Origin of the sequence: Novosphingobium sp. SG720, assembly GCF_012275365.1 — a bacterium.
In the GTDB taxonomy this organism is placed as follows: domain Bacteria; phylum Pseudomonadota; class Alphaproteobacteria; order Sphingomonadales; family Sphingomonadaceae; genus Novosphingobium; species Novosphingobium rhizosphaerae.
In genome coordinates, this window is record NZ_JAAZQN010000001.1 from 1,548,072 (window position 1) to 1,567,751 (window position 19,680).

Sequence of the window (19,680 nt, forward strand, 5' to 3'; positions counted from 1 at the left end):
TTAAGCAAATACTTGTGAAGTGCTCGTCACCCCGGACTTGATACGGGGTGACGAAGAATGAAGTCAGCGCAAAGGTCGCTTTTCCAGCTTTCGCGCCAGGGTGCGGCGGTGCATGCCCAGGCGTCGCGCGGCTTCGGAAATGTTGAAATCGCATTCGACCAGGGTGGAGTGGATGTATTCCCACTCCACCGTCTTGATCGAGGACTTGCGCGTGTCGAGCGGCACGGTGGGGTCGCCACCCACCCGGCCGAACGCTTCCTCGATATCGTCGGTGTTGGCGGGCTTGGCCAGGTAGTGCGCCGCGCCCAGCTTGATGGCTTCCACCGCCGTGGCGATGGAGGCAAAGCCGGTGAGCACCACGATCCGGGTTTCGGGATCACGTTCGGCCAGCATGTGCACGCAAGTGAGGCCTGAACCGGTGCCGAGCTTCAAGTCCACCACGGCGAACTGGAAATCGTGGTGCTCCAGCAGCGCTTCGAGTTCGTCGGGCGTGGCGGCATGCTCCACGGCATAGCCGCGCCGTTCGAACGAGCGGCGCAGGGTGCGGGCAAAGGCGGGATCGTCTTCCACGATCACCAGCGGCAGGGCTTCGTCCTGCGCGGCCAGGATCAGTTCGCCCGGGGTCGGTTCAGGTGGCGTCGGTTCGGGATCGGTCATCAGGGTTCCCCCGTGCGATAAGCCAGCGAGGCCATCGGGATTTCCAGGCGCACCATGGCGCCGCGCGCGGTGCGGTTCTTCACATCGACCCGGCCGCCCAGCTTGCGCACGACGTTGACGACCAGGAACAGGCCAAGGCCACCGCCGTCACGGCCCTTGGTGGAATTGTAGGGGCGGCCGATCGATTCCAGCATTTCCGGGGCGAAGCCGGGGCCAAGATCGAGCACGGTCAACACGATATCGCCGCCGGACATTTCCGCGCGGATTTCCACGAAATCGGGCGAGACTTCCAGGGCATTGTCGATCACGTTGCCGATGATCTGGCGCAGCGCCGGATCGGCCACGATCGGGCGATCGGTCTGCACCATGTTGCGCAGGCGGATCGCGCCGTGGCCGCGCGCGTTCCATTCGGCCGCAATGGTTTCGAGGAATTCGCTCAGCGTGGTGATCTGCGGGTTTTCGCCCCGCGCTTCCCCGGCGCTGAGCAGGATGCCCGAAAGGATCGATTTGCAGCGCTTGAGTTCGGAGGCCATGTCCTGCAACTCGTCGCGCAAGTCGGGATCGGCGATGATCGCCGGGTGGCGCTGCCAATCGCCCAGGATGACCGACATCGTCGCCATCGGCGTGCCCAGCTCATGCGCCGCGCCCGAGGCGAGCAGGCCGAGGCGGACGATGTGCTGTTCCTCCGTCGCCTGCTGGCGCAGCGCGGACAGCGCGGTTTCGCTCTGCCGGCGGTTGCGGTCCATGCGGATCACGAAGAACACCAGCAGCGCCGCGACCAGTACGAAGCAGACGAGGTTGCCCAGCTGGAACAGCTCGATCGTGCCGTCGAAGGTGCCGGCGGGCAGGTCGAGCGGGCGGTGGACGAAGGCGAGGCGAGCAACGATCAGCCCGGCCATGACGGCCACGATCGCGCTCCAGTTGGGCGGCAAAAGGATCGCCGCGATCACGATCTGCATCAGGAACAGGAAGGTGAAAGGGTTGGACGTGCCGCCGCTGAAATAGAGTTGCCAGGCCAGCGCCAGCATATCGAGCGTGAGCGCGCCGAGCAGTTCGACATGGCTGTACCCCTCGCGCCCGCGATCGAGCAGCAGGGTAAGGCCATTGATCACCACCATCAGGATCGGCACGGCCACCAGCGGCGCCACGTCGAGCCTGACTCCCAGGACCTGCACGCTGACCCAGATGGCCACCAACTGGCCCGCCGCCGCGATCCAGCGCAATTGCACCAGCAGCGCCATGTTGCGCGCGCTGGCAGCGGGGTAGATCGGGCGGGTGGGTGACTGGGTCTGGGTCGCGTTCATCGCGCCTTGCGCCATACCATGATTGCCGCGCCAAGCGAGAGGGCGCAAAGGGCAAACCAGGTAAGCGCATAAGACAGATGGTTGTTGGGAAAGGCAATCACGGTGAGGCCCGGCACTGGCACCGGGGCGGCGGTGGGCCGTGGCGTTTCGCTTTGTGCATCGAGGAAATAGCGGGTTTCGCTGGCAACACCGCGCCGCGCGGCCATGACCGGCAGATCGCGGGCATACCAGCGTTCGGCTTCGGGCTGGTTGGCGCGCAGGAACGTGCCATGCGGTTCGTTGGGGCGGACGAGGCCGACGATGGCCACCGGCCCGGCCGGCACGGCAGCGCGGGCCGTATCCAGGCGGGTGCCCAGCGGCACGAAGCCACGGTTGATCCACACCGGGGCGGCGCCGGGCGCGGCCAGCGGGACCATCACCCAATAGCCATTGCCCAGGTTGCTGGTGGCCGTGACAAGCACGGTGGCGGCGGGCAGGAAGCGGCCCGACAGGGTGACGCGGTGATAGGCGAGTGGCGCGATATCGCCCGCCGGAATGGCCGTGGGCGCGATGGGCGCGGCGTGCAGCGCGCGGTCCACATCGGCGATCAGTGCTTCTTTCCAGGCGAGGCGCTTGACCTGCCAGATGCCCAGGCCGGCAAAGGCCAGGGCCAGCACCAGCAGAATCGAAACGGGCAGCAAGCGCCGCCTGCTGCCCGTTTGCGGTGTCATGATCAGTCCATCTGCTCGGCGTGCATCGGCATCATGTTGGCGTTCATGTGGTACATCACCCACATCGAGCCGGAGATGACGATCAGCACGACCACGCCGGTGAAGATCAGGGCCAGCATGTTCCAGCCCCCTTCGGCCTTGCCGTTCATGTGCAGGAAGTAGACCATGTGCACGATGATCTGCACCACGGCGAAAGCCGCGATGACCAGGGCCGTGGTGGTCTTGTCGGCAATCGCGCCGCTCATCACCAGCCAGAACGGAATGGCGGTGAGCACCACCGAAAGCACGAAGCCGATGACGTAGTCGCGCAGCGAGCCGTGCGCTTCCTCGCCATGGTGGCCGATGGCATGGGGATTGGCGTCACCATGCGCGTGGGCATGGGCCAGGTCGTTGTAGTTCTTCGCGCTCATCGCAGCATCCCCATCAGGTAGACGAAGGTGAAGACGCCGATCCACACGACGTCAAGGAAGTGCCAGAACAGCGACAGGCACATCAGGCGGCGCTTGTTGGCCTGGATCAGGCCCTTGCGCGAAACCTGCACCACCAGGGTGAGCAGCCAGACCAGGCCGAACGTCACGTGGAGGCCGTGGGTGCCCACCAGCGTGAAGAAGGCCGAAAGGAACGCGCTGCGCTGGGGCGTGGCGCCTTCGTGGATCAGGTTGGCGAATTCATAGAGTTCGATCGACAGGAACGCCGCGCCGAACACGGCGGTGACCAGCAGCCACATCTGCGTCTGGCTGACCGAACCGCGCTGCATCGCCAGCATGGCAAAGCCATAAGTGATCGACGAGAACAGCAGCATCGAGGTGTTGAGCGCCACCAGCGGCAGCTCGAACAGCTCGCGCGGGCCGGGCCCGGCGGCATAGTTGCCACCGAGCACGCCGAACGCGGCGAACAGCATCGCGAAGATGAGGCAGTCGCTCATCAGGTAGATCCAGAAGCCCAGCATGGTGCTGTGGCCTTCGGGATGGTCGTGCTCGTTCAGGTCCCAGAACTTGCCCAGCTTGGCCAGCGAGGCCGAAGCGATGGAATCGGGCAGGGGCGCCGACGAATGGGTGGCATCGCTCATGCGGCAGCTCCCTGGGTCTGGCCAAGGCGTTCCAGCTGGGCCGTGCGCTGCGCCTCGACGGCGGCAACGTCTTCGGCCGGGATGTGGTAATCGCGCTTGTAGTTGAAGGTGTGGATGATCGCGCTGGCGATCAGGCCCACGAACGAAATGCCGGCCAGCCACCAGATGTGCCAGATCAGGCCAAAGCCAAGCACGGTGCTGATGCCCGCCAGGATCACGCCCGCGCCGGTGTTGCTGGGCATGTGGATCGGGCGATAGCCATCGAGCGGGCGGCCGACGCCAGCGCGCTTCATGTCTTCCCAGGCGTCCAGGTCATGGACGATCGGGGTGAACGCGAAGTTGTAGGCCGGTGGGGGCGAGCTGGTGGCCCATTCCAGCGTGCGGCCGTGCCACGGATCGCCGCTTTCGTCCTTGAGCTCTTCACGCTTCCAGATCGACACGCCGTACTGCAGCACCATCGCGCCGATGCCGGCGGCGATCAGCACTGCGCCGAGCAGGGCCACGACGAAGAAGGGCTGGAGGCTGGGATCGTCGAACACGCGGGTCCGGCGGGTCACGCCCATCAGGCCCATGATGTAGAGCGGGGTGAAGGCGATCCAGAAACCGGGCACCCAGCACCAGAAGCTGACCTTGCCCCAGAACTGGTTGAGCTTGAAGCCAAAGGCCTTGGGCCACCAGTAGTTGATCGCCGCGAACACGCCGAACACCACGCCGCCGATGATCACGTTGTGGAAGTGCGCGATCAGGAACAGCGAGTTGTGCAGCACGAAGTCGGCCGGGGGGACGGCGAGGAGAACGCCGGTCATGCCGCCGATGGTGAAGGTGAGCATGAACGCCACCGTCCACATCATCGGCAGGTCGAAGCGGATGCGGCCGCGATACATCGTGAACAGCCAGTTGAACAGCTTGGCCCCGGTCGGGATCGAGATGATCATCGTGGTGATGCCGAAGAAGCTGTTGACGCTGGCGCCCGAGCCCATCGTGAAGAAGTGGTGCAGCCACACCAGGTACGACAGGATGGTGATGACCACGGTGGCGTAGACCATAGAGGTGTAGCCGAACAGGCGCTTGCCCGAGAAGGTGGAGGTGACTTCCGAGAACACGCCGAAGATCGGCAGGATCAGGATGTAGACTTCCGGGTGGCCCCAGATCCAGATCATGTTCACGTACATCATCGGGCTGCCGCCGAAGTCGTTGGTGAAGAAGTTGGTCCCCACGTAACGATCGAGCGAGAGCAGCACGAGCACGGCGGTCAGCACCGGGAAGGACGCGACGATCAGCACGTTGGTGCACAGCGCGGTCCAGGTGAACACGGGCATGCGCATCAAGGTCATGCCCGGCGCGCGCATCTTGATGATCGTGGCGATCAGGTTGATGCCCGAAAGCGTGGTGCCCACGCCGGCCACCTGCAGCGACCAGATGTAATAGTCCACGCCGACCCCGGGGCTGTAGGCACGGCCCGACAGCGGCGGGAACGCCAGCCAGCCGGTCTGCCCGAATTCACCCAGGAACAGCGAAGCCATGACCAGCACGGCGCCGCCCGTGGTCATCCAGAAGCTGAAGTTGTTGAGGAACGGGAACGACACGTCGCGCGCGCCGATCTGCAGTGGCACGACATAGTTCATCAGGCCGGTGACGAAAGGCATCGCGGCAAAGAAGATCATGATCACGCCGTGGGCGGTGAACACCTGATCGTAGTGATGCGCGTTGAGATAGCCTTCGCTGCCGTTGAACGCGATGGCCTGCTGGAGGCGCATCATGATCGCATCGGCAAAGCCGCGCATGAACATCACCAGGCCCAGGATCATGTACATGATCCCGATCTTCTTGTGATCGACGCTGGTGAACCATTCCTTCCAGAGATAGCCCCAGAGACGGAAATAGGTGAGCGCACCCACCAGCGCGATCCCGCCAAGGACCACGCCGGCGAATGTTGCCGCCACGATCGGTTCGTGGAGGAAGGGTAGCTGCTCTAGGGAAATGCGTCCCAGGAGCGGGGACCACTGCGGCGGGGCAGTGGCTGGAAGGGGGACAGCGGTCATCGCGGTATCCATCGATCAGAAGAACAGGACTGGATCAAATCTGGTACGACTTGAGAATTCGGCAATCTGCCTCAAGAGGCAGGCTGCAGCAGCGGACCAGCCAGGCTGATCCGGGGGCCGCTTGCCTGGTTGATGCCGGCGCCGCGCAGGCGGTCCAGCGTCTTGGGCGGTGCGGTTTCGGCGCCGGGGGCAGCCATCGGACGGTTGTCGCTGCAATAGGCCTTCACGAAGCGGTCGGTCTGGGCAATCACGCTGCCGGGCAGGACCGGGGTTTCGGTGGCGCGGCCGCTCTTGTCATAGGTGAGCGCCGCAACGTTGAGACGGGCCGCTTCCTTGGGCACGCCGCCCTTGGCATCGAGCATGGCCATCTGGCTGGCGCAGATCTTGCCGGGCTGCACGCACAGGTCGACCACGGCGTTGAACAGGTCGGGCGCGACAGAGGTATAGTGGTGCACGGGCTCGGCAATGCTGGGCTTGTCGAGCTGGAGATAGCTGTCGCGGGTCAGTGCGCCATCGTTCTTGCCGGCCTTCACGCTGGCCACCCACTGGGCGAACTGCTGGTCGGACACGGCGCGCGTGGCAAAGTGCATGTGCGAGAAGCCGGCGCCGCTGTAGTGTGCCGAAATGCCCTGGAACGAGCCTTCGCTGTTGAACACGGCGTGCAGCTTGGTTTCCATGCCGGGCATGGTGTAGATCATGCCGGCCAGCGCCGGGACATAGAAGGTGTTCATCACGGTGGACGAAGTCAGGCGGAAGCGCAGCGGGCGACCCGCCGGCACGACCAGTTCGTTGACCGTGGCGATGTTCTGTTCAGGATAGATGAACAGCCATTTCCAGTCCATCGACACCACTTCGACATCGAACGGCTTCTCGTTCGAAACCAGCGGCGTCTGGGCATCGATGCGCGAAATCGCGCGGTAGGGATCGAGCAGATGGGTGCCCACCCAGGTGACGGCGCCCAGCGCGATGATGATCATCAGCGGCGCGGCCCAGATCAGCAGTTCCAGCTGGGTGGAGTGGTTCCAGTCCGGATCGTACTTGGCCTGCGTGTTGCTGGCGCGATAACGCCAGGCAAACAGCACGACCGTGGCCATGACGGGCACCACGATCAGCAGCATGAGCAAGGTGGCCACGATGACCAGGTCGCCCTGCTGGCGAGCGACGTCGCCCGCGGGGTTGAGCACAACCCAGTCGCAGCCGGCAAGCGGCAGGGCCAGGAGCGGGACGATGGCGCAGCGCAACAGGCGCGCCCGATTCAGGAGGTTCGCACGCATGGTGCGCACCTAGAAGCGGTGGCCTGTGCAAACGATAGGACATTTTGTCCAATCCCCTTCGCGGCTGCACAATTCCAATAGGGTATATCACAGGCAGGCTGCGCATGCGGCCGGCCATTCGGCGCGTTTGCGAGAAATGCGCGGAAGCCAAGGAGTTTGTGTCAGCCATGACTGCTGCCGTAGTCGATTACAACGCAGAGCTGGGGAGCGATTCCCACGCCGGACACGGCCCGATTTCCCCCGGCGAGATCGCCATCGGCGTGATCATCGGGCGTACGTCGGAGTTCTTCGACTTCTTCGTCTATGCGATCGCATCGGTGATCGTGTTCCCGAAGGTGTTCTTCCCGTACCTCGATCCGCTCAACGCCACGCTGGCTTCGTTTGCGGTGTTCCCGCTGGCGTTCATCGCCCGCCCGGTCGGCTCGTTGTTCTTCATGTGGCTCGACCGCGCCTATGGCCGCGGCTTCAAGCTGACGGTGGCGCTGTTCGGCCTGGGTGGCTCGACCGCGGCGATCGCATTCCTGCCCGGCTATGCCGATCTGGGCCGCAATGCCGTGCTGCTGCTGGCGCTGTTCCGCCTTGGCCAGGGTTTTGCCCTGGGTGGTACATGGGATGGCCTGGCCTCGCTGCTCGCGCTCAATGCCCCCGAAGGCCAGCGCGGCTGGTACGCCATGATCCCCCAGCTTGGCGCGCCGCTTGGCCTGATCGTGGCCAGCCTGCTGTTTGCGTTCTTCACCTCGTCGCTGCCGGCCGAAGACTTCCTGTCGTGGGGTTGGCGCTTCCCGTTCTTCGTGGCTTTCGCGATCAACGTGGTGGCGCTGTTCTCGCGCCTGCGCATCGTGGTGACGCCCGAATTCCAGCGCCTGTTCGAATCGCGTGACCTGGTGGCCGAAAGCCCGCTCGTCACCATCCGCGAACAGTGGAAGACGATCCTGATCGGCGCCTTTGCCCCGCTCGCCAGCTTTGCGCTGTTCCACATGGTCACCGTGTTCCCGCTGTCGTGGGTGTTCATCTTCACCAGCGAAGAACCCACCCGCTTCCTCACCATCGAAGCCGGCGCTGCGGCCTTGGGCGTTGCTGCCATCGTGATTTCGGGCCTGGTGGCCGATCGCGTGGGTCGCCGCACCCTGCTGGGCTTCTCGGCCGCCGCGATCGCCGCGTTCTCGGGCTTTGCCCCGCAGTTGCTCGGCATCGGCGTTGCGGGCGAGATTTCGTTCATGCTCACCGGCTTCCTGCTGCTCGGCGTTTCGTTCGGCCAGTCTTCGGGCGCCGTGGCCGATGCGTTCGAAACCCGCCACCGCTACACCGGCTCGGCCCTGACGGGCGACTTGGCCTGGCTGCTGGGCGCGGGCTTTGCGCCTTATGCGGCGCTGTGGCTCTCGGCCAACTATGGCCTGCTTGCTTCGGGTGCCTACCTGCTTTCGGGCGCGGCCGGCACGATCTTCGCGCTGTGGGCGAACCGGACGGCGGCCACCCGCTAAATCGCGGTCGCAAGACACACAAAAAGGGCGGTTCGGACAGGCTCCGAACCGCCCTTTTTTGTCTCTATCTCCCCCTCCTCTTCAGAGGAGGGGCGCGCGGGGGGTGGTGGAAGCCTTGCGCTACCCATCGCACCACCCCCAAACCCCCTCCTCTGAAGAGGAGGGGGCTTTGTTCGCAGGTCAGGATTGTGCGGCTTGCACGGTGTTGGCCAGCAGGCAGGCGATGGTCATCGGGCCAACGCCGCCGGGCACCGGGGTGACGGCGCGGGCGTGGTCCATTTCGTGCGCGGCGCAGTCGCCCACCAGGCGGGTGGTGCCATCGGGTTGGTTCACGCGGGTGATGCCCACGTCGATCACCACGGCACCGGGCTTGACCCAATCGCCCTTGACCAGTTCGGGCGCGCCGGCGGCGGCCACCACGATATCGGCCTTGCGCACGATGTCGGGCAGGCCCTGCGTGGCGATGTGGGTGACTGTAACCGTGCATTCGCGTTCCAGCAGCAGCATGGCCACCGGCTTGCCCACGATGTTGGACTTGCCGATCACCACGGCATCGAGCCCGCGATAGTTGTCGATCACGGTATCGAGCAGCATCATGCAGCCCAGCGGGGTGCAGGGCACCAGGCCGCCGGTGCCGGTGGAGAGCCGGCCGACGTTGACCGGATGGAAGCCGTCCACGTCCTTGGCCGGGTCTATCGCATCGAGCACCTTGCCGGCATCGATCTGCGCCGGCAGCGGCAATTGCACCAGGATGCCGTGCACCGTGGCATCGGCATTGAGCGCGGCGATCAGGGCGAGCAGATCGTCCTGCGCGGTATCGGCTGCCAGGCGATGCTCGATCGAATGGATTCCCACTTTGGCGCATTGGCTGATCTTGCGGCCGACATAGACCTCGCTCGCCGGATCGTTGCCCACCAGGACGACGGCCAGGCCAGGCGTGGGCAAGCCATCGGCGACCATCTGCGCCACGGCCTGGGCGGTGGTGTTCGAAAGCGCGCGGGCGATTGCCTTCCCGTCGATAAGCGTAGCCATGTTCTCTCCCCTGGCAGTTGCGGTTTGCGGCTCTTGTCGGCCCAGCCCATAGCGCAAATATTGTATGTGTTGCATACAATATTTGCGCGAACGCATGGCGCGCGGACAAAAAAAGGGCCGGTCGGAAATCCGATCGGCCCGGGAAGTTTTGGGAGAGGATGCCTGAAAGGCCTTATCCGAATGACCCATTCAGAGCCGGCAAGCAAATGCGTTTCGCGCAAGGAAACATGCATTTTTTGCAATCAAAGCCCCGGAAACGTTGGATTGACAGCGGCCGCCAACATTTGACGGTAAAAATGCAAACGATTTTATAGGTTTGTGCAGCAGTATGGTGTTAGCGCTATCTCCGGTTGGCAATAATACCAATCCCAAATGCATTGGTATGCACCTTGTTCAACGCGCATCGTTGCCGCCACCGCGAGGGCGGCAATCCCGGTTTTTGCGCGAATCACCCGGCGAGCAGGTCTGCCGCCAGCGCTTCGGCCACGCGAATCCCGTCCACTGCCGCCGAAAGAATCCCGCCGGCATAGCCAGCGCCTTCGCCGGCGGGATAGAGCCCGCGGGTGTTGAGGCTTTGCAGGTCCTTGCCCCGCGTGATCCGCACGGGAGAGGAGGTGCGCGTTTCAACCCCGGTCATCACCACGTCGGGGTGATCATAGCCAACCATCTGCCGGCCGAACACGGGCAGCGCCTCGCGCAGCGCGTCGGTGACGAAATCGGGCAGGCATTCTTCCAGCGCCGTGAGGTGCACGCCGGGCTGATAGGATGGGACGATGCTACCGAATTCGCTGCTGGGGCGGCGGGCCAGGAAATCGCCCACTTTCTGCCCCGGCGCCTGGTAGTTCGATCCGCCGGCCACGAAGGCGCGCTCTTCCCAATGGCGTTGCAGGGCAATGCCCGCCAGCGGATGGCCGGGAAAATCGCGTTCGGGCGTGATATCCACCACCAGGCCCGAATTGGCGTTGAATTCGGCGCGGGAATACTGGCTCATCCCGTTGGTCACGACGCGGCCTTCCTCGCTGGCTGCGGCGACCACGCGCCCGCCCGGGCACATGCAGAAGCTGTAGACCGCGCGGCCATTGCTGGCCTGGTGCGCCAGGGCATAGGCCGCCGGGCCGAGCACGGGGTGCTTGGCGCAGGCGCCATAGCGGGCCTGGTCGATCAGGCTTTGCGGATGCTCGATCCGCACCCCGATGGCAAAGGGCTTAGCCTCGATATGCACGCCGCGTGCGTAGAGCACTTCAAATGTGTCGCGCGCCGAATGGCCCACGGCCATGATCACGCGGCGCGCGGGCAGGAATTCCCCGTTGGACAAGTGCAGCCCGGCCAGGCGCCGCTCGCCAGCGGCGTCGGTCTCGACGGCGAAATCGTCGACGCGGGTGCCGAAGCGGTATTCCCCGCCGAGCTGCTCGATGGTCTCGCGCATCGACATGACCATGGTGACCAGGCGGAAGGTGCCGATATGGGGGTGCGCTTCGGTGAGAATGTCGTCGGGCGCGCCGGCCTTGACGAATTCCACCAGCACCTTGCGGCCCAGGTGGCGCGGGTCCTTGATCCGGCTGTAGAGCTTGCCATCGGAAAAGGTGCCGGCGCCGCCTTCGCCGAACTGCACGTTGGATTCGGGCGTCAGCACCGACTTGCGCCACAGCGCCCAGGTGTCCTTAGTACGCTCGCGCACGACCTTGCCGCGCTCCACGATGATCGGCTTCAGGCCCATCTGCGCCAGGATCAACCCGGCGAGCAGGCCGCACGGGCCCGCGCCGATCACCACGGGGCGCTCGCCTTCGCCGGCGTGCCAGCCTTCGGGCGCCTTGACCGGAAAGCGATAGGTGGTGTCGGGCGTGGGGCGTACGTGGCTGTCGCCGGCAAGGCGCGCCAGCACGTCGGCTTCATCCGCGTCACTCAGCGTCACGTCCACCGCATAGACCAGCTGGATCGCGTTCTTGCGCCGCGCGTCGTTGCCACGCTTGGCCACGGCAAAGCGCACGACCGCGCTTTCCGCCACGCCCAGGCGCGCGGCGATGGCGGGCAGCATGGCGGCGGGATCGTGATCGAGCGGCAGCTTGAGTTCGGTAAGACGCAACATGGGGTGCGCCTCTAGCCCTTGCGCGGCGCGAGGGAAAGCCGGATGAAGGGGCCATGCGTTTCCCCCGTCCCGCCGTTGCCGCGCTTGTCGCCATGTCCCTGGCATCACCGGCCCTGGCCGATGCGCCGCTGCCCACTAAGGCCGAGCGTGCGGTGCACGAGCGCGCGCTGACGCTTGACACCCATCTCGACACGCCGGCCTCGCTCGTGCTGCCGGGCTGGTCGATCACGGAACGGCACAGCGTGGCGGCCGACCGCACTCAGGTGGACGTGCCACGCATGGTGGCGGGTGGCCTCGATGGCGGGTTCTGGGCGATCTATACGCCGCAAGGGCCGCTCGATCCGGCCAGCACCCGCGCGGCGCGCGATTATGCGTTTCGCCGTGCGGTGGCGATCCACGCCATGGTGGCGGCGCACCCCGATGCCTTTGCCCTGGCGAGCAAGGCCGCCGATGCCGCGCCGATCGCCGCGGGTGGGCGCCGCGTGGTCTATCTTTCCATCGAGAATGCCTGGCCGCTGGGCGATGACCCCACCTTGCTCCAGTCCTTTTATGCATTGGGCGTGCGGATATCGGGCTTTGCCCATTTCAAGACCAACCAGTTTGCCGACAGCAGCACCGATGCGGCCAAGTGGGATGGCTTGAGCCCCGCAGGCGTGCAGCTTCTGGCGGAAATGAACCGGCTGGGCGTGGTGCCCGATCTCTCGCACAGTTCCGATGCCGCGCTCGACGATGCGCTGCGCCTGTCGAAAGCGCCGATCATCCTGAGCCATTCGGGCTGCAAGGCGGTCTATGACCATCCGCGCAATATCGACGACGCGCATTTGCGCGCGCTGGCGGCGCAGGGCGGGGTCATCCAGATCAATTCGGTCTATGTGAAGAAGCTGGCGCAAAGCCCGCAGCGCAAGGCCGCGCTCGACGCGCTGGAGCAACGCTTTCCCGAAGACCGCGTGCTGACCGTGGCCGAGCGCGCCGATTACCTCGCTGCGCGCCAAAAGATCGACCGCGAATGGCCCGAACAGCGCGCCGGGTTCGACGATGTGATGGCCAACCTGCTCCACGCGTTGAAAGTGGCAGGGGTGGACCACGTCGGCATCGGCCTGGATTGGGATGGCGGCGGCGGGGTGTCTGGCCTTGAGGACGTGGCGGACCTTCCGCGCCTGACCACCGCGCTGCTGCGCGCCGGCTATAGCGAGGCGGACGTGGCGAAGATCTGGTCGGGCAATGTGCTGCGCGTGCTGACGGCGGCGGAGGCCGAAGCGGCAAAAGAGCAGGCGGCGCTGCACCCGCTCTAATTTTTGCAACCATCCGTTCCGATCATTGCGTTGGATCGATAGGGGGGTGGTCGCTATCATCGCCCCATCATGGTCGATCAGCCCCAGCTATCTCTTCCCATCCTGCCGCCAGAGGCCTTGGCACTGCCCACCACAGAGGTTGAGGCCCAGGCCGCTGCCCAGCGCGATGGCTGGCAGATTCCGCCGGCGTGCGTGCCGGGCGTTATGGGCAACCTGGCGTTGCTGGCGCGCCATGCCGCGATCTTTGCCGGAAACGCTGCGTGATGTCCGCGCTCGAACAGGCTGCTGCTGTCCGCACTGGCAAGGCAAGCGCGGTGGACCTGGCGCAGGCCGCGCTCGCGCGTCTCGCGGCAGACCCGCATGTCGCGGTCACGCGCCTGCTGCCTGCACGCGCGCTGGATGAAGCCGCGCGGGTGGATGCCCTGGTGGCGCAAGGGCGCGATCCTGGGCCGCTCGCCGGAGTGCCCTATGGCGTGAAAGACCTGTTCGACGTGGCGGGCGAAGTGACCACGGCCGGTTCTGCCGTGCGCGCCGATGCCGCGCCGGCTGCCACCGATGCGGAAGCGGTGCGGCGCTTGGCTGCGGCGGGCGCGGTGCTGGTGGCGACGCTTAACATGGACGAATTCGCCTATGGCTTTGCTACGATCAACGCGCGCCATGGCACCACGCGCAATCCGCACGATCCCGCGCGGCTGGCCGGTGGCTCTTCGGGTGGATCGGCGGCGGTGGTGGCGGCGGGCGCGCTGGCCTTTGCCCTGGGGTCAGACACCAATGGTTCGATCCGCGTGCCGGCCAGCCTGTGCGGGCTCTATGGCCTGAAACCCACGCACGCCGATCTGCCGCTCGACGGCACGTTTCCGTTCGCGCACAGCTTTGACGATATTGGCCCCTTCTGCGGCAATCTGGCCGATCTGCGCGCGATCTGGGCGGTGCTTTCCGGGCGCGTGGATGTGGCGCCCACGGCGCTGCACCTGGGTGCACTGGGCGGCCGGTTTGCCGAAAACATCGATCCGGCCCAGGCCAGCGCCATTGCCGCGATCGTGGGCGAGGGGCCGTGGCTGACGCTGCCCGATCTGGCGCGCTATCGTTCGGCCGCGTTCCTGATCACCGCCTATGAGGGCGGGAACCTGCACCGCGCCGACCTGGCGCGCGCCGCGATGGCGTATGACCCGGCGGTGCGCGACCGGCTGATCGCCGGAAGCCTGCTGCCCCGCGCGCTCTATGATGCCGCGCAAGACTTGCGGGCCGCGGCGCGCGACCATGTCGATGCGCTGATGGAAGCGGCAGGCGTTGATGTGCTGCTGGCGCCGGCCACGCCCTGCACGGCGCCGCCGATTGCCGATCCGCGTATCCTGATCGACGGCGCCATGGTGCCCGCGCGCGCGGACCTGGGCATTCACACCCAGCCGATCACGTTCCTGGGCCTGCCCTCGCTTTGCGTGCCGCTGCGGCGGCCGGGACAACTGCCGCTGGGCTTGCAGTTGATCGGGCGCCGTTTTGGCGAAACGGCTCTTTTCGCGTGTGCACAAATGCTGGAAGAACGGGGCGTGGTCGGTGCAACTGCGCCGGGGGCAATCGCGCCGCAAGACATCGCGCCACAAGAAATTTCAGGGGAATTGCAATGACAGAGGGCGTGGCGCAGCGGATCGGCGCCTATTTCGATTTCGCGGGGCGCGGCACCAGCATGCGCACCGAAGTGGTGGCGGGCGCAACCACGTTCCTGACCATGGCCTATATCGTGCTGGTCAACCCTTCCATCCTGGGCCAGGCGGGCATGCCGGTGGCGGCGGTGGCGGCGGCCACGTGCTTTGCCGCCGCCTTCGCCTCGATCCTGATGGGCGTGGCGGCCAACACGCCGCTGGCGCTCGCACCAGGCATGGGCCTCAACGCCTATTTCGCGTTTACCGTGGTGGGGCAGATGCATGTGCCCTGGCAGGTGGGCCTGGGCTGCGTGATGATTTCGGGGCTGGTGTTTCTGATCCTGACGCTGACGGGCGTGCGGCAGCTGATCGTCTCGGTCATTCCCAATTACCTGTTCGCGGCAGTCGCCGGGGGCATCGGCCTGTTTATCGGTTTCATCGGGTTGAAGGATGCGGGCATCGTGGTAGGCAACCCGGCCACGCTGGTGGCGCTGGGTGACCTCAAGAGCGCCGGGCCGGCGCTGGCGCTGCTTGGCCTGCTGATCATCGGTGTGCTGTCGGTGTGGAACGTGCGCGGGGCCATGCTGCTGGGCATTGTCGCCACCACGCTGGTCGGCTGGTTTTCCGGCATGGTTCATGTGACGCCGCAGCCCTACTCGCTCGATGCGCTCACTGCCACGGCGTTCCAGCTCGATCTGCCCGGCGTGCTCAAGCTGTCGGGCGGGGTGATCGAGATTGTCTTCGTGTTCCTGTTCGTCGATCTGTTCGACAATATCGGCACGCTGGTCGCCGTCACCAAGCGCGCCGGGCTGATGGACAAGGCGGGCCGCATTCCCGGCCTCAACCGCATCCTGATCACCGATGCCGTGGCGACGATGGTGGGCGCCCTGGCCGGCACCAGCACGGTCACGTCCTACGTGGAAAGCGCGGCCGGCGTGCAGGCGGGTGGGCGCACGGGCCTGACCGCGATCGTCACGGGCCTATTGTTCTTCGCCACCATGTTTGTGGCGCCCTATGCACAGCTCGTTCCGCTGGCGGCGACGGCCCCGGCGCTGATCATCGTGGGCGGGCTGATGCTGCTGCCGCTGACCGAGGTGGAGTGGGAAGACCCGATGGCGGCGATCCCGGCGTTCCTGACCGTGGCGATGATCCCGCTGACCTTTTCCATCGCCAATGGCCTGGCGCTGGGCATCACTGCCCACGCCGTGCTCACCCTGCTGCGTGGCCGCGCGCGCAAAAGCGACTGGTTCCTGTTCGTGCTGGCGGCGCTGTTCGTGGCGCGGTTCGTGTGGATGGGAGCGGCATGATGGGCAAGTTCAAGACAATCCTTGCCGCAGCGGCAGCGCTGGTGGCCATTCCGCAGGCTGCGCAGGCCGCTGCCGTTACGCTCGATCCCACGCCGCGCACCTTGGTGCTGACCGCCTATGCCCCCGAATGGGAGGCCATGGCCGCCGTCATCACCCATGGCCGTCGCGTGAAAGTCAACGACCGCGAGATCGTGCTGGGTACGCTGGCCGGGCGGCCGGTGATCCTGATGTCGAGCGGCGTTTCCATGGTCAACGCGGCGATGAACACGCAGCTGGCCATCGATCATTTCAAGGTCAAGCGGATCGTCTTTTCGGGCGTGGCCGGCGGGGTGGACCCGGCGCTCAATATCGGGGACGTTTCGGTGCCCGAGCAGTGGGGCCAATACCTGGAAGTGATGTTTGCCCGCCAGACCGAAAGGCCGGATGGCACGAAGGGCTGGCAAACCCCATCGCCAAGCCCCGCTGGCGCGCCGGAAAACTGGCAGTTCATCTTCCCCAACGGCACCCGCGTGGGCAATGCGGTGGAACCGGCGAAGAACCATATCCTGCTGCCCGCCGATCCGGCGCTGGTTGCCCTGGCGCGCAAGGTGACGGCGGGCCTGACGCTCAAGCGCTGCGTGGCGCCTTCGGCGGGGATGAGCGCGGAAGCCAAGCTGTGCCTGCCGCACGATCCCAAAGTGGAAGTGGGCGGCACCGGGGTTTCTGCCGGCGTCTATGCCGACAATGCCCAGTTCCGCGAATATCTGTTCCGCGCCTGGCACGCCCGCCTGCTCGACATGGAAAGCGGCGCGGTGATCCAGGTGGCCTATGCCAACCGCGTGCCGGCCATCGTGTTCCGCTCGCTGTCTGACCTTGCCGGTGGGGACGCCGATCGCAACATGGAATATGTGTTCGATCATGTCGCTTCGGTCAATTCGGCCACCGTGGTGCGCGCGTTCATCGCCGCGCTGCCGGATTGAGCGCGATGGCCGGCATGCTTCATACGGTGCGTGGGGCGCGCGGCATCGTCACCGCGCCGCACCATCTGGCCGCGCAGGCGGGCCTGGATGTGTTGCAGGACGGCGGCAGCGCGGCGCAGGCGACGATTGCCGTCGCGGCCACGCTGGCGGTGGTCTATCCGCATATGACCGGGATCGGCGGCGACGGCTTCTGGCTGATCCGCGAGGCCGATGGCCGCGTCCATGCCGTTCACGGCGTGGGTGGGGCGGCGCAGGCGGCGACGCTCGATCGCTATGCCGGGCATGCCGCCGTGCCCTGGCGCGGGCCGCTGGCGGCCAATACCGTGGCGGGCACGCTGTCGGCCTGGGAAGCGGTGCTGGCCACCGAGCCGGCGCCGCTGCCGCTTGCGCGCCTGCTCGCCCCGGCGATTGCCCATGCCGAAGCGGGCGTGGCGGTGACCGCCGGGCATGCCGCGCTGGCGGCGAGCAAGGGCCCGGAACTGCGCGCGCAGCCCGGCGCCTATGCCCAGGTGTTCGAACCCGAAGGTCGCCCCTTGCAGGAAGGTGAGATGTTGCGCCAGCCTGCCTTGGCCCGCACCTTGCGCCGTCTGGGCGAAGCGGGACCAGCCGATTTCTACACCGGCGCGCTGGCGGCGGACGTGGCGGCGGACCTCGCCGCGCTGGGCAGCCCGGTTGCGGCGGCCGATCTGGCCGCGCATCGCGCCACGCGGCCTGAACCGCTCGCGGTCGAAACGCAGGCCGGCACGCTCTACAACAGCGCGCCGCCCACGCAGGGCGTGGCGTCGCTGCTGATCCTGGCGCTGGCCGAGCGCGCCGGGCGCAGCACGGGTGAGGGCTTTGCCCATGTCCACACGCTGGTCGAAGCGACCAAGCAGGCGTTCCTGTGGCGCGACGCGCATTGCGGCGATCCGGCCTATATGACCGTGGCGGCGCAAGACCTGCTGGACGATGCCGAGGCGCTCGATGCCATGGCGGCGCGGATCGACCCGGCGCGGGCGCTGTCCTGGCCGCAGCCCTCGCAATGGGGCGATACCTGCTGGTTCGGCGCGGCCGATGCGCAGGGGCAGATCGTCTCCGCCATCCAGAGCACCTATTTCGAATTCGGATCGGGGCTGGTGCTGCCGCAGACCGGGATCACCTGGCAGAATCGGGGCGCTTCGTTCCGCCTGGCCGAAACCGGCTGGAATGCCCTGAAGCCCGGGCGCAAGCCGTTCCACACGCTCAATCCCGCGCTGGCGGCGCTGCGCGATGGCCGCGTGATGGCCTATGGCACGATGGGCGGGGAAGGGCAGCCGCAGACCCAGGCCGCCGTGTTCAGCCGCCATGTGTGGCACGGGATGGATTTGCAGGACGCGATTTCCGCGCCGCGCTGGCTCTTGGGCCGCACCTGGGGCGAGGATAGCACCACGCTCAAGATCGAGGACGGCTTTGCGCCGGAAGTCTATGCCGCGCTGGCAGCGGCGGGGCATGTGGTGGAGCGCGTCGGGCCGATGACCGCGATGATGGGCCATGCCGGGGCGCTGGTGCGACACGCCGATGGCGCGTTGGAAGGCGCGACCGATCCGCGCAGCGATGGCGGAGTGGCGGCATGGTGACGGGTGGCGCCCGTGCGGTGGCGCGCTGCCAAGCGCTGGGCCGTGCGCCCTTTTCCGACTTGGAGGGTAGCCTCTATCGCGGCTGGCTTTCCCCCGCGCATCGCACCAGCGTGGAACAGGTGGCGGAATGGATGCGCGAGGCTGGCATGGCCACGCGCATCGACGGCGCGGGCAACCTGATCGGGCGCTATGAAGGCGCCGGCGATGGCCTGCCGCTGATCATCGCCAGCCATATCGATAGCGTGCGCGATGGCGGGTTCTACGATGGGCCGCTGGGCGTGATGCTCGGCATCGAATGCGTGGCCGCGCTGCATGAGGCCGGGCGGCGGATGCCCTTCGCCATCGAAGTCATCGCATTCGGCGACGAGGAAGGCAGCCGCTTTCCCGCCGCGATGCTGACCAGCAAGGCCGTGGCCGGGCTGCTAGGCAGTGTGCCTGAGATGGCCGATGCCGGCGGTACTTCCCTGGCGCAGGCGCTGGGCGAATGGGGCCTTTCACCCGAAACGCTGCTGGCCGCTCGTCATCCCGGCGCGTTCGCCTATCTCGAAGCGCATATCGAGCAGGGGCCGGTGCTCGAAGCCGAAGGGCTGGCGCTGGGTGTGGTGACAGGCATTGCCGCGCAGTTGCGCTATGAAGTGGACGTGGCGGGCCTTGCCGGACATGCTGGCACCAGCGCCATGCCGCTACGCCGCGACGCGCTGGCGGGCGCTGCCGAAATGATCCTGGCGATCGAGCGGATTGCCCAAGCCGACGCCAGCGATCTCGTGGCCACCGTCGGCCGGATCGAGGCGCTGCCGGGCGCGGCCAACGTGATTGCCGGCCAGGTGCGCTTTACCATCGACGTGCGCGCGGGCGAGGCGGCGCGGCGCGATCGGGCGGCCGAGGCGATCCTGGCAGACCTCGCCGTGATTGCAGCGCGGCGCGGTCTGTCGCTCAGCCATCGTCTGGTCCACGATCTGCCGCCGTCGCCCTGCGATCCGGCGCTGATGGACAGCTTGGAAGCCGCGCTGGTGGCCACTGGCCACCCGGCGCACCGGCTGGTTTCCGGGGCGGGGCACGATGCCATGATCATGGCCGCGCTGTGCCCCACAGCCATGCTGTTCATTCGCTGCCGCGAGGGCATCAGCCACAATCCTGCCGAGCATGTGGAGGCGCAGGACGTTGCCGCCGCGCTGGCCACCATGCTGGGCTTCATCGACAATCTGGGAGTGACGTGTGCTTGATCCCTTGCT

The 19,680-nt window shown here is 66.4% G+C and carries 17 protein-coding genes; 8 read left to right on the top strand and 9 right to left on the bottom strand.

Features of this window, described 5'->3' with window-relative positions:
* Positions 1 to 63: 63 nt before the first annotated feature.
* The 7 genes from FHW94_RS07000 to cyoA form a co-directional block, all read right to left on the bottom strand.
* Positions 64 to 657 carry a response regulator transcription factor gene (locus FHW94_RS07000; protein WP_168554947.1) on the bottom strand — a complete coding sequence of 198 codons (594 nt, stop codon included), beginning with the start codon at positions 655 to 657 and terminating at the stop codon, positions 64 to 66.
* Positions 657 to 1,961, bottom strand: a complete 1,305-nt coding sequence (locus FHW94_RS07005; protein WP_246865910.1) for an ATP-binding protein — start codon at positions 1,959 to 1,961, stop codon at positions 657 to 659. The genes FHW94_RS07000 and FHW94_RS07005 overlap by 1 nt, the downstream gene beginning before the upstream one ends.
* Positions 1,958 to 2,671, bottom strand: coding sequence for an SURF1 family protein (locus FHW94_RS07010; protein ID WP_168554948.1), 714 nt, complete (start codon positions 2,669 to 2,671; stop codon positions 1,958 to 1,960). The genes FHW94_RS07005 and FHW94_RS07010 overlap by 4 nt, the downstream gene beginning before the upstream one ends.
* Before the next feature lie 2 nt (positions 2,672 to 2,673).
* Positions 2,674 to 3,081 carry a cytochrome o ubiquinol oxidase subunit IV gene (gene cyoD / locus FHW94_RS07015; RefSeq protein ID WP_168554949.1) on the bottom strand — a complete coding sequence of 136 codons (408 nt, stop codon included), beginning with the start codon at positions 3,079 to 3,081 and terminating at the stop codon, positions 2,674 to 2,676.
* Positions 3,078 to 3,740 carry a cytochrome o ubiquinol oxidase subunit III gene (gene cyoC / locus FHW94_RS07020; RefSeq protein WP_168554950.1) on the bottom strand — a complete coding sequence of 221 codons (663 nt, stop codon included), beginning with the start codon at positions 3,738 to 3,740 and terminating at the stop codon, positions 3,078 to 3,080. Before cyoC ends, cyoD begins: the two co-directional genes overlap by 4 nt.
* The gene (cyoB, locus tag FHW94_RS07025; protein WP_168554951.1) at positions 3,737 to 5,782 is read right to left on the bottom strand and encodes a cytochrome o ubiquinol oxidase subunit I; all 2,046 of its coding nucleotides are present in this window, start codon (positions 5,780 to 5,782) and stop codon (positions 3,737 to 3,739) included. Before cyoB ends, cyoC begins: the two co-directional genes overlap by 4 nt.
* 71 nt (positions 5,783 to 5,853) lie before the next feature.
* Positions 5,854 to 7,056, bottom strand: coding sequence for a ubiquinol oxidase subunit II (cyoA, locus tag FHW94_RS07030; RefSeq protein ID WP_168554952.1), 1,203 nt, complete (start codon positions 7,054 to 7,056; stop codon positions 5,854 to 5,856).
* A gap of 167 nt (positions 7,057 to 7,223) precedes the next feature.
* On the opposite strand from cyoA, the gene FHW94_RS07035 reads away from it, so the two are divergent.
* Positions 7,224 to 8,537 carry an MFS transporter gene (locus FHW94_RS07035; RefSeq protein ID WP_168554953.1) on the top strand — a complete coding sequence of 438 codons (1,314 nt, stop codon included), beginning with the start codon at positions 7,224 to 7,226 and terminating at the stop codon, positions 8,535 to 8,537.
* 180 nt (positions 8,538 to 8,717) lie between these two features.
* Here FHW94_RS07035 and folD read toward each other — a convergent pair whose 3' ends face one another.
* Both folD and FHW94_RS07045 read right to left on the bottom strand, forming a co-directional pair.
* Positions 8,718 to 9,569 (bottom strand): bifunctional methylenetetrahydrofolate dehydrogenase/methenyltetrahydrofolate cyclohydrolase FolD, encoded by an 852-nt coding sequence (folD, locus tag FHW94_RS07040; protein ID WP_168554954.1) that lies wholly within the window; start codon positions 9,567 to 9,569, stop codon positions 8,718 to 8,720.
* Positions 9,570 to 10,017: 448 nt separating this feature from the next.
* Positions 10,018 to 11,655 carry an FAD-dependent protein gene (locus tag FHW94_RS07045; RefSeq protein ID WP_168554955.1) on the bottom strand — a complete coding sequence of 546 codons (1,638 nt, stop codon included), beginning with the start codon at positions 11,653 to 11,655 and terminating at the stop codon, positions 10,018 to 10,020.
* Positions 11,656 to 11,747: 92 nt separating this feature from the next.
* Between FHW94_RS07045 and FHW94_RS07050 the strand changes: the two genes are divergently transcribed.
* From FHW94_RS07050 to FHW94_RS07080, 7 genes are all read left to right on the top strand, one after another.
* Entirely contained in the window at positions 11,748 to 12,947 is a 1,200-nt protein-coding gene (locus FHW94_RS07050) for a dipeptidase (protein ID WP_168555531.1), read from the top strand.
* 69 nt (positions 12,948 to 13,016) lie between these two features.
* The gene (locus FHW94_RS07055) at positions 13,017 to 13,211 is read left to right on the top strand and encodes a hypothetical protein (RefSeq protein WP_168554956.1); all 195 of its coding nucleotides are present in this window, start codon (positions 13,017 to 13,019) and stop codon (positions 13,209 to 13,211) included.
* A complete protein-coding gene (locus tag FHW94_RS07060) occupies positions 13,208 to 14,572 on the top strand; it encodes an AtzE family amidohydrolase (RefSeq protein WP_168554957.1) in 1,365 nt (454 codons plus the stop codon). Before FHW94_RS07055 ends, FHW94_RS07060 begins: the two co-directional genes overlap by 4 nt.
* Positions 14,569 to 15,894, top strand: coding sequence for an NCS2 family permease (locus FHW94_RS07065; RefSeq protein ID WP_168554958.1), 1,326 nt, complete (start codon positions 14,569 to 14,571; stop codon positions 15,892 to 15,894). The genes FHW94_RS07060 and FHW94_RS07065 overlap by 4 nt, the downstream gene beginning before the upstream one ends.
* Entirely contained in the window at positions 15,891 to 16,853 is a 963-nt protein-coding gene (locus FHW94_RS07070) for a 5'-methylthioadenosine/S-adenosylhomocysteine nucleosidase (protein ID WP_246865911.1), read from the top strand. The genes FHW94_RS07065 and FHW94_RS07070 overlap by 4 nt, the downstream gene beginning before the upstream one ends.
* A 5-nt stretch (positions 16,854 to 16,858) precedes the next feature.
* Positions 16,859 to 18,448: a gamma-glutamyltransferase gene (locus tag FHW94_RS07075; protein ID WP_168554959.1), complete on the top strand. Its 1,590-nt coding sequence runs from the start codon at positions 16,859 to 16,861 to the stop codon at positions 18,446 to 18,448.
* Positions 18,442 to 19,671, top strand: a complete 1,230-nt coding sequence (locus tag FHW94_RS07080) for an allantoate amidohydrolase (RefSeq protein WP_168554960.1) — start codon at positions 18,442 to 18,444, stop codon at positions 19,669 to 19,671. The genes FHW94_RS07075 and FHW94_RS07080 overlap by 7 nt, the downstream gene beginning before the upstream one ends.
* Positions 19,672 to 19,680 lie beyond the last annotated feature (9 nt).

Bases quoted from the DNA above. Each gene is read 5' to 3' on its own strand.
- FHW94_RS07000 (WP_168554947.1), bottom strand. From the start codon at position 657: ATGACCGATCCCGAACCGACGCCACCTGAACCGACCCCGGGCGAACTG.
- FHW94_RS07005 (WP_246865910.1), bottom strand. From the start codon at position 1,961: ATGAACGCGACCCAGACCCAGTCACCCACCCGCCCGATCTACCCCGCT.
- FHW94_RS07010 (WP_168554948.1), bottom strand. From the start codon at position 2,671: ATGACACCGCAAACGGGCAGCAGGCGGCGCTTGCTGCCCGTTTCGATT.
- cyoD (WP_168554949.1), bottom strand. From the start codon at position 3,081: ATGAGCGCGAAGAACTACAACGACCTGGCCCATGCCCACGCGCATGGT.
- cyoC (WP_168554950.1), bottom strand. From the start codon at position 3,740: ATGAGCGATGCCACCCATTCGTCGGCGCCCCTGCCCGATTCCATCGCT.
- cyoB (WP_168554951.1), bottom strand. From the start codon at position 5,782: ATGACCGCTGTCCCCCTTCCAGCCACTGCCCCGCCGCAGTGGTCCCCG.
- cyoA (WP_168554952.1), bottom strand. From the start codon at position 7,056: ATGCGTGCGAACCTCCTGAATCGGGCGCGCCTGTTGCGCTGCGCCATC.
- FHW94_RS07035 (WP_168554953.1), top strand. From the start codon at position 7,224: ATGACTGCTGCCGTAGTCGATTACAACGCAGAGCTGGGGAGCGATTCC.
- folD (WP_168554954.1), bottom strand. From the start codon at position 9,569: ATGGCTACGCTTATCGACGGGAAGGCAATCGCCCGCGCGCTTTCGAAC.
- FHW94_RS07045 (WP_168554955.1), bottom strand. From the start codon at position 11,655: ATGTTGCGTCTTACCGAACTCAAGCTGCCGCTCGATCACGATCCCGCC.
- FHW94_RS07050 (WP_168555531.1), top strand. From the start codon at position 11,748: ATGTCCCTGGCATCACCGGCCCTGGCCGATGCGCCGCTGCCCACTAAG.
- FHW94_RS07055 (WP_168554956.1), top strand. From the start codon at position 13,017: ATGGTCGATCAGCCCCAGCTATCTCTTCCCATCCTGCCGCCAGAGGCC.
- FHW94_RS07065 (WP_168554958.1), top strand. From the start codon at position 14,569: ATGACAGAGGGCGTGGCGCAGCGGATCGGCGCCTATTTCGATTTCGCG.
- FHW94_RS07070 (WP_246865911.1), top strand. From the start codon at position 15,891: ATGATGGGCAAGTTCAAGACAATCCTTGCCGCAGCGGCAGCGCTGGTG.
- FHW94_RS07075 (WP_168554959.1), top strand. From the start codon at position 16,859: ATGGCCGGCATGCTTCATACGGTGCGTGGGGCGCGCGGCATCGTCACC.
- FHW94_RS07080 (WP_168554960.1), top strand. From the start codon at position 18,442: ATGGTGACGGGTGGCGCCCGTGCGGTGGCGCGCTGCCAAGCGCTGGGC.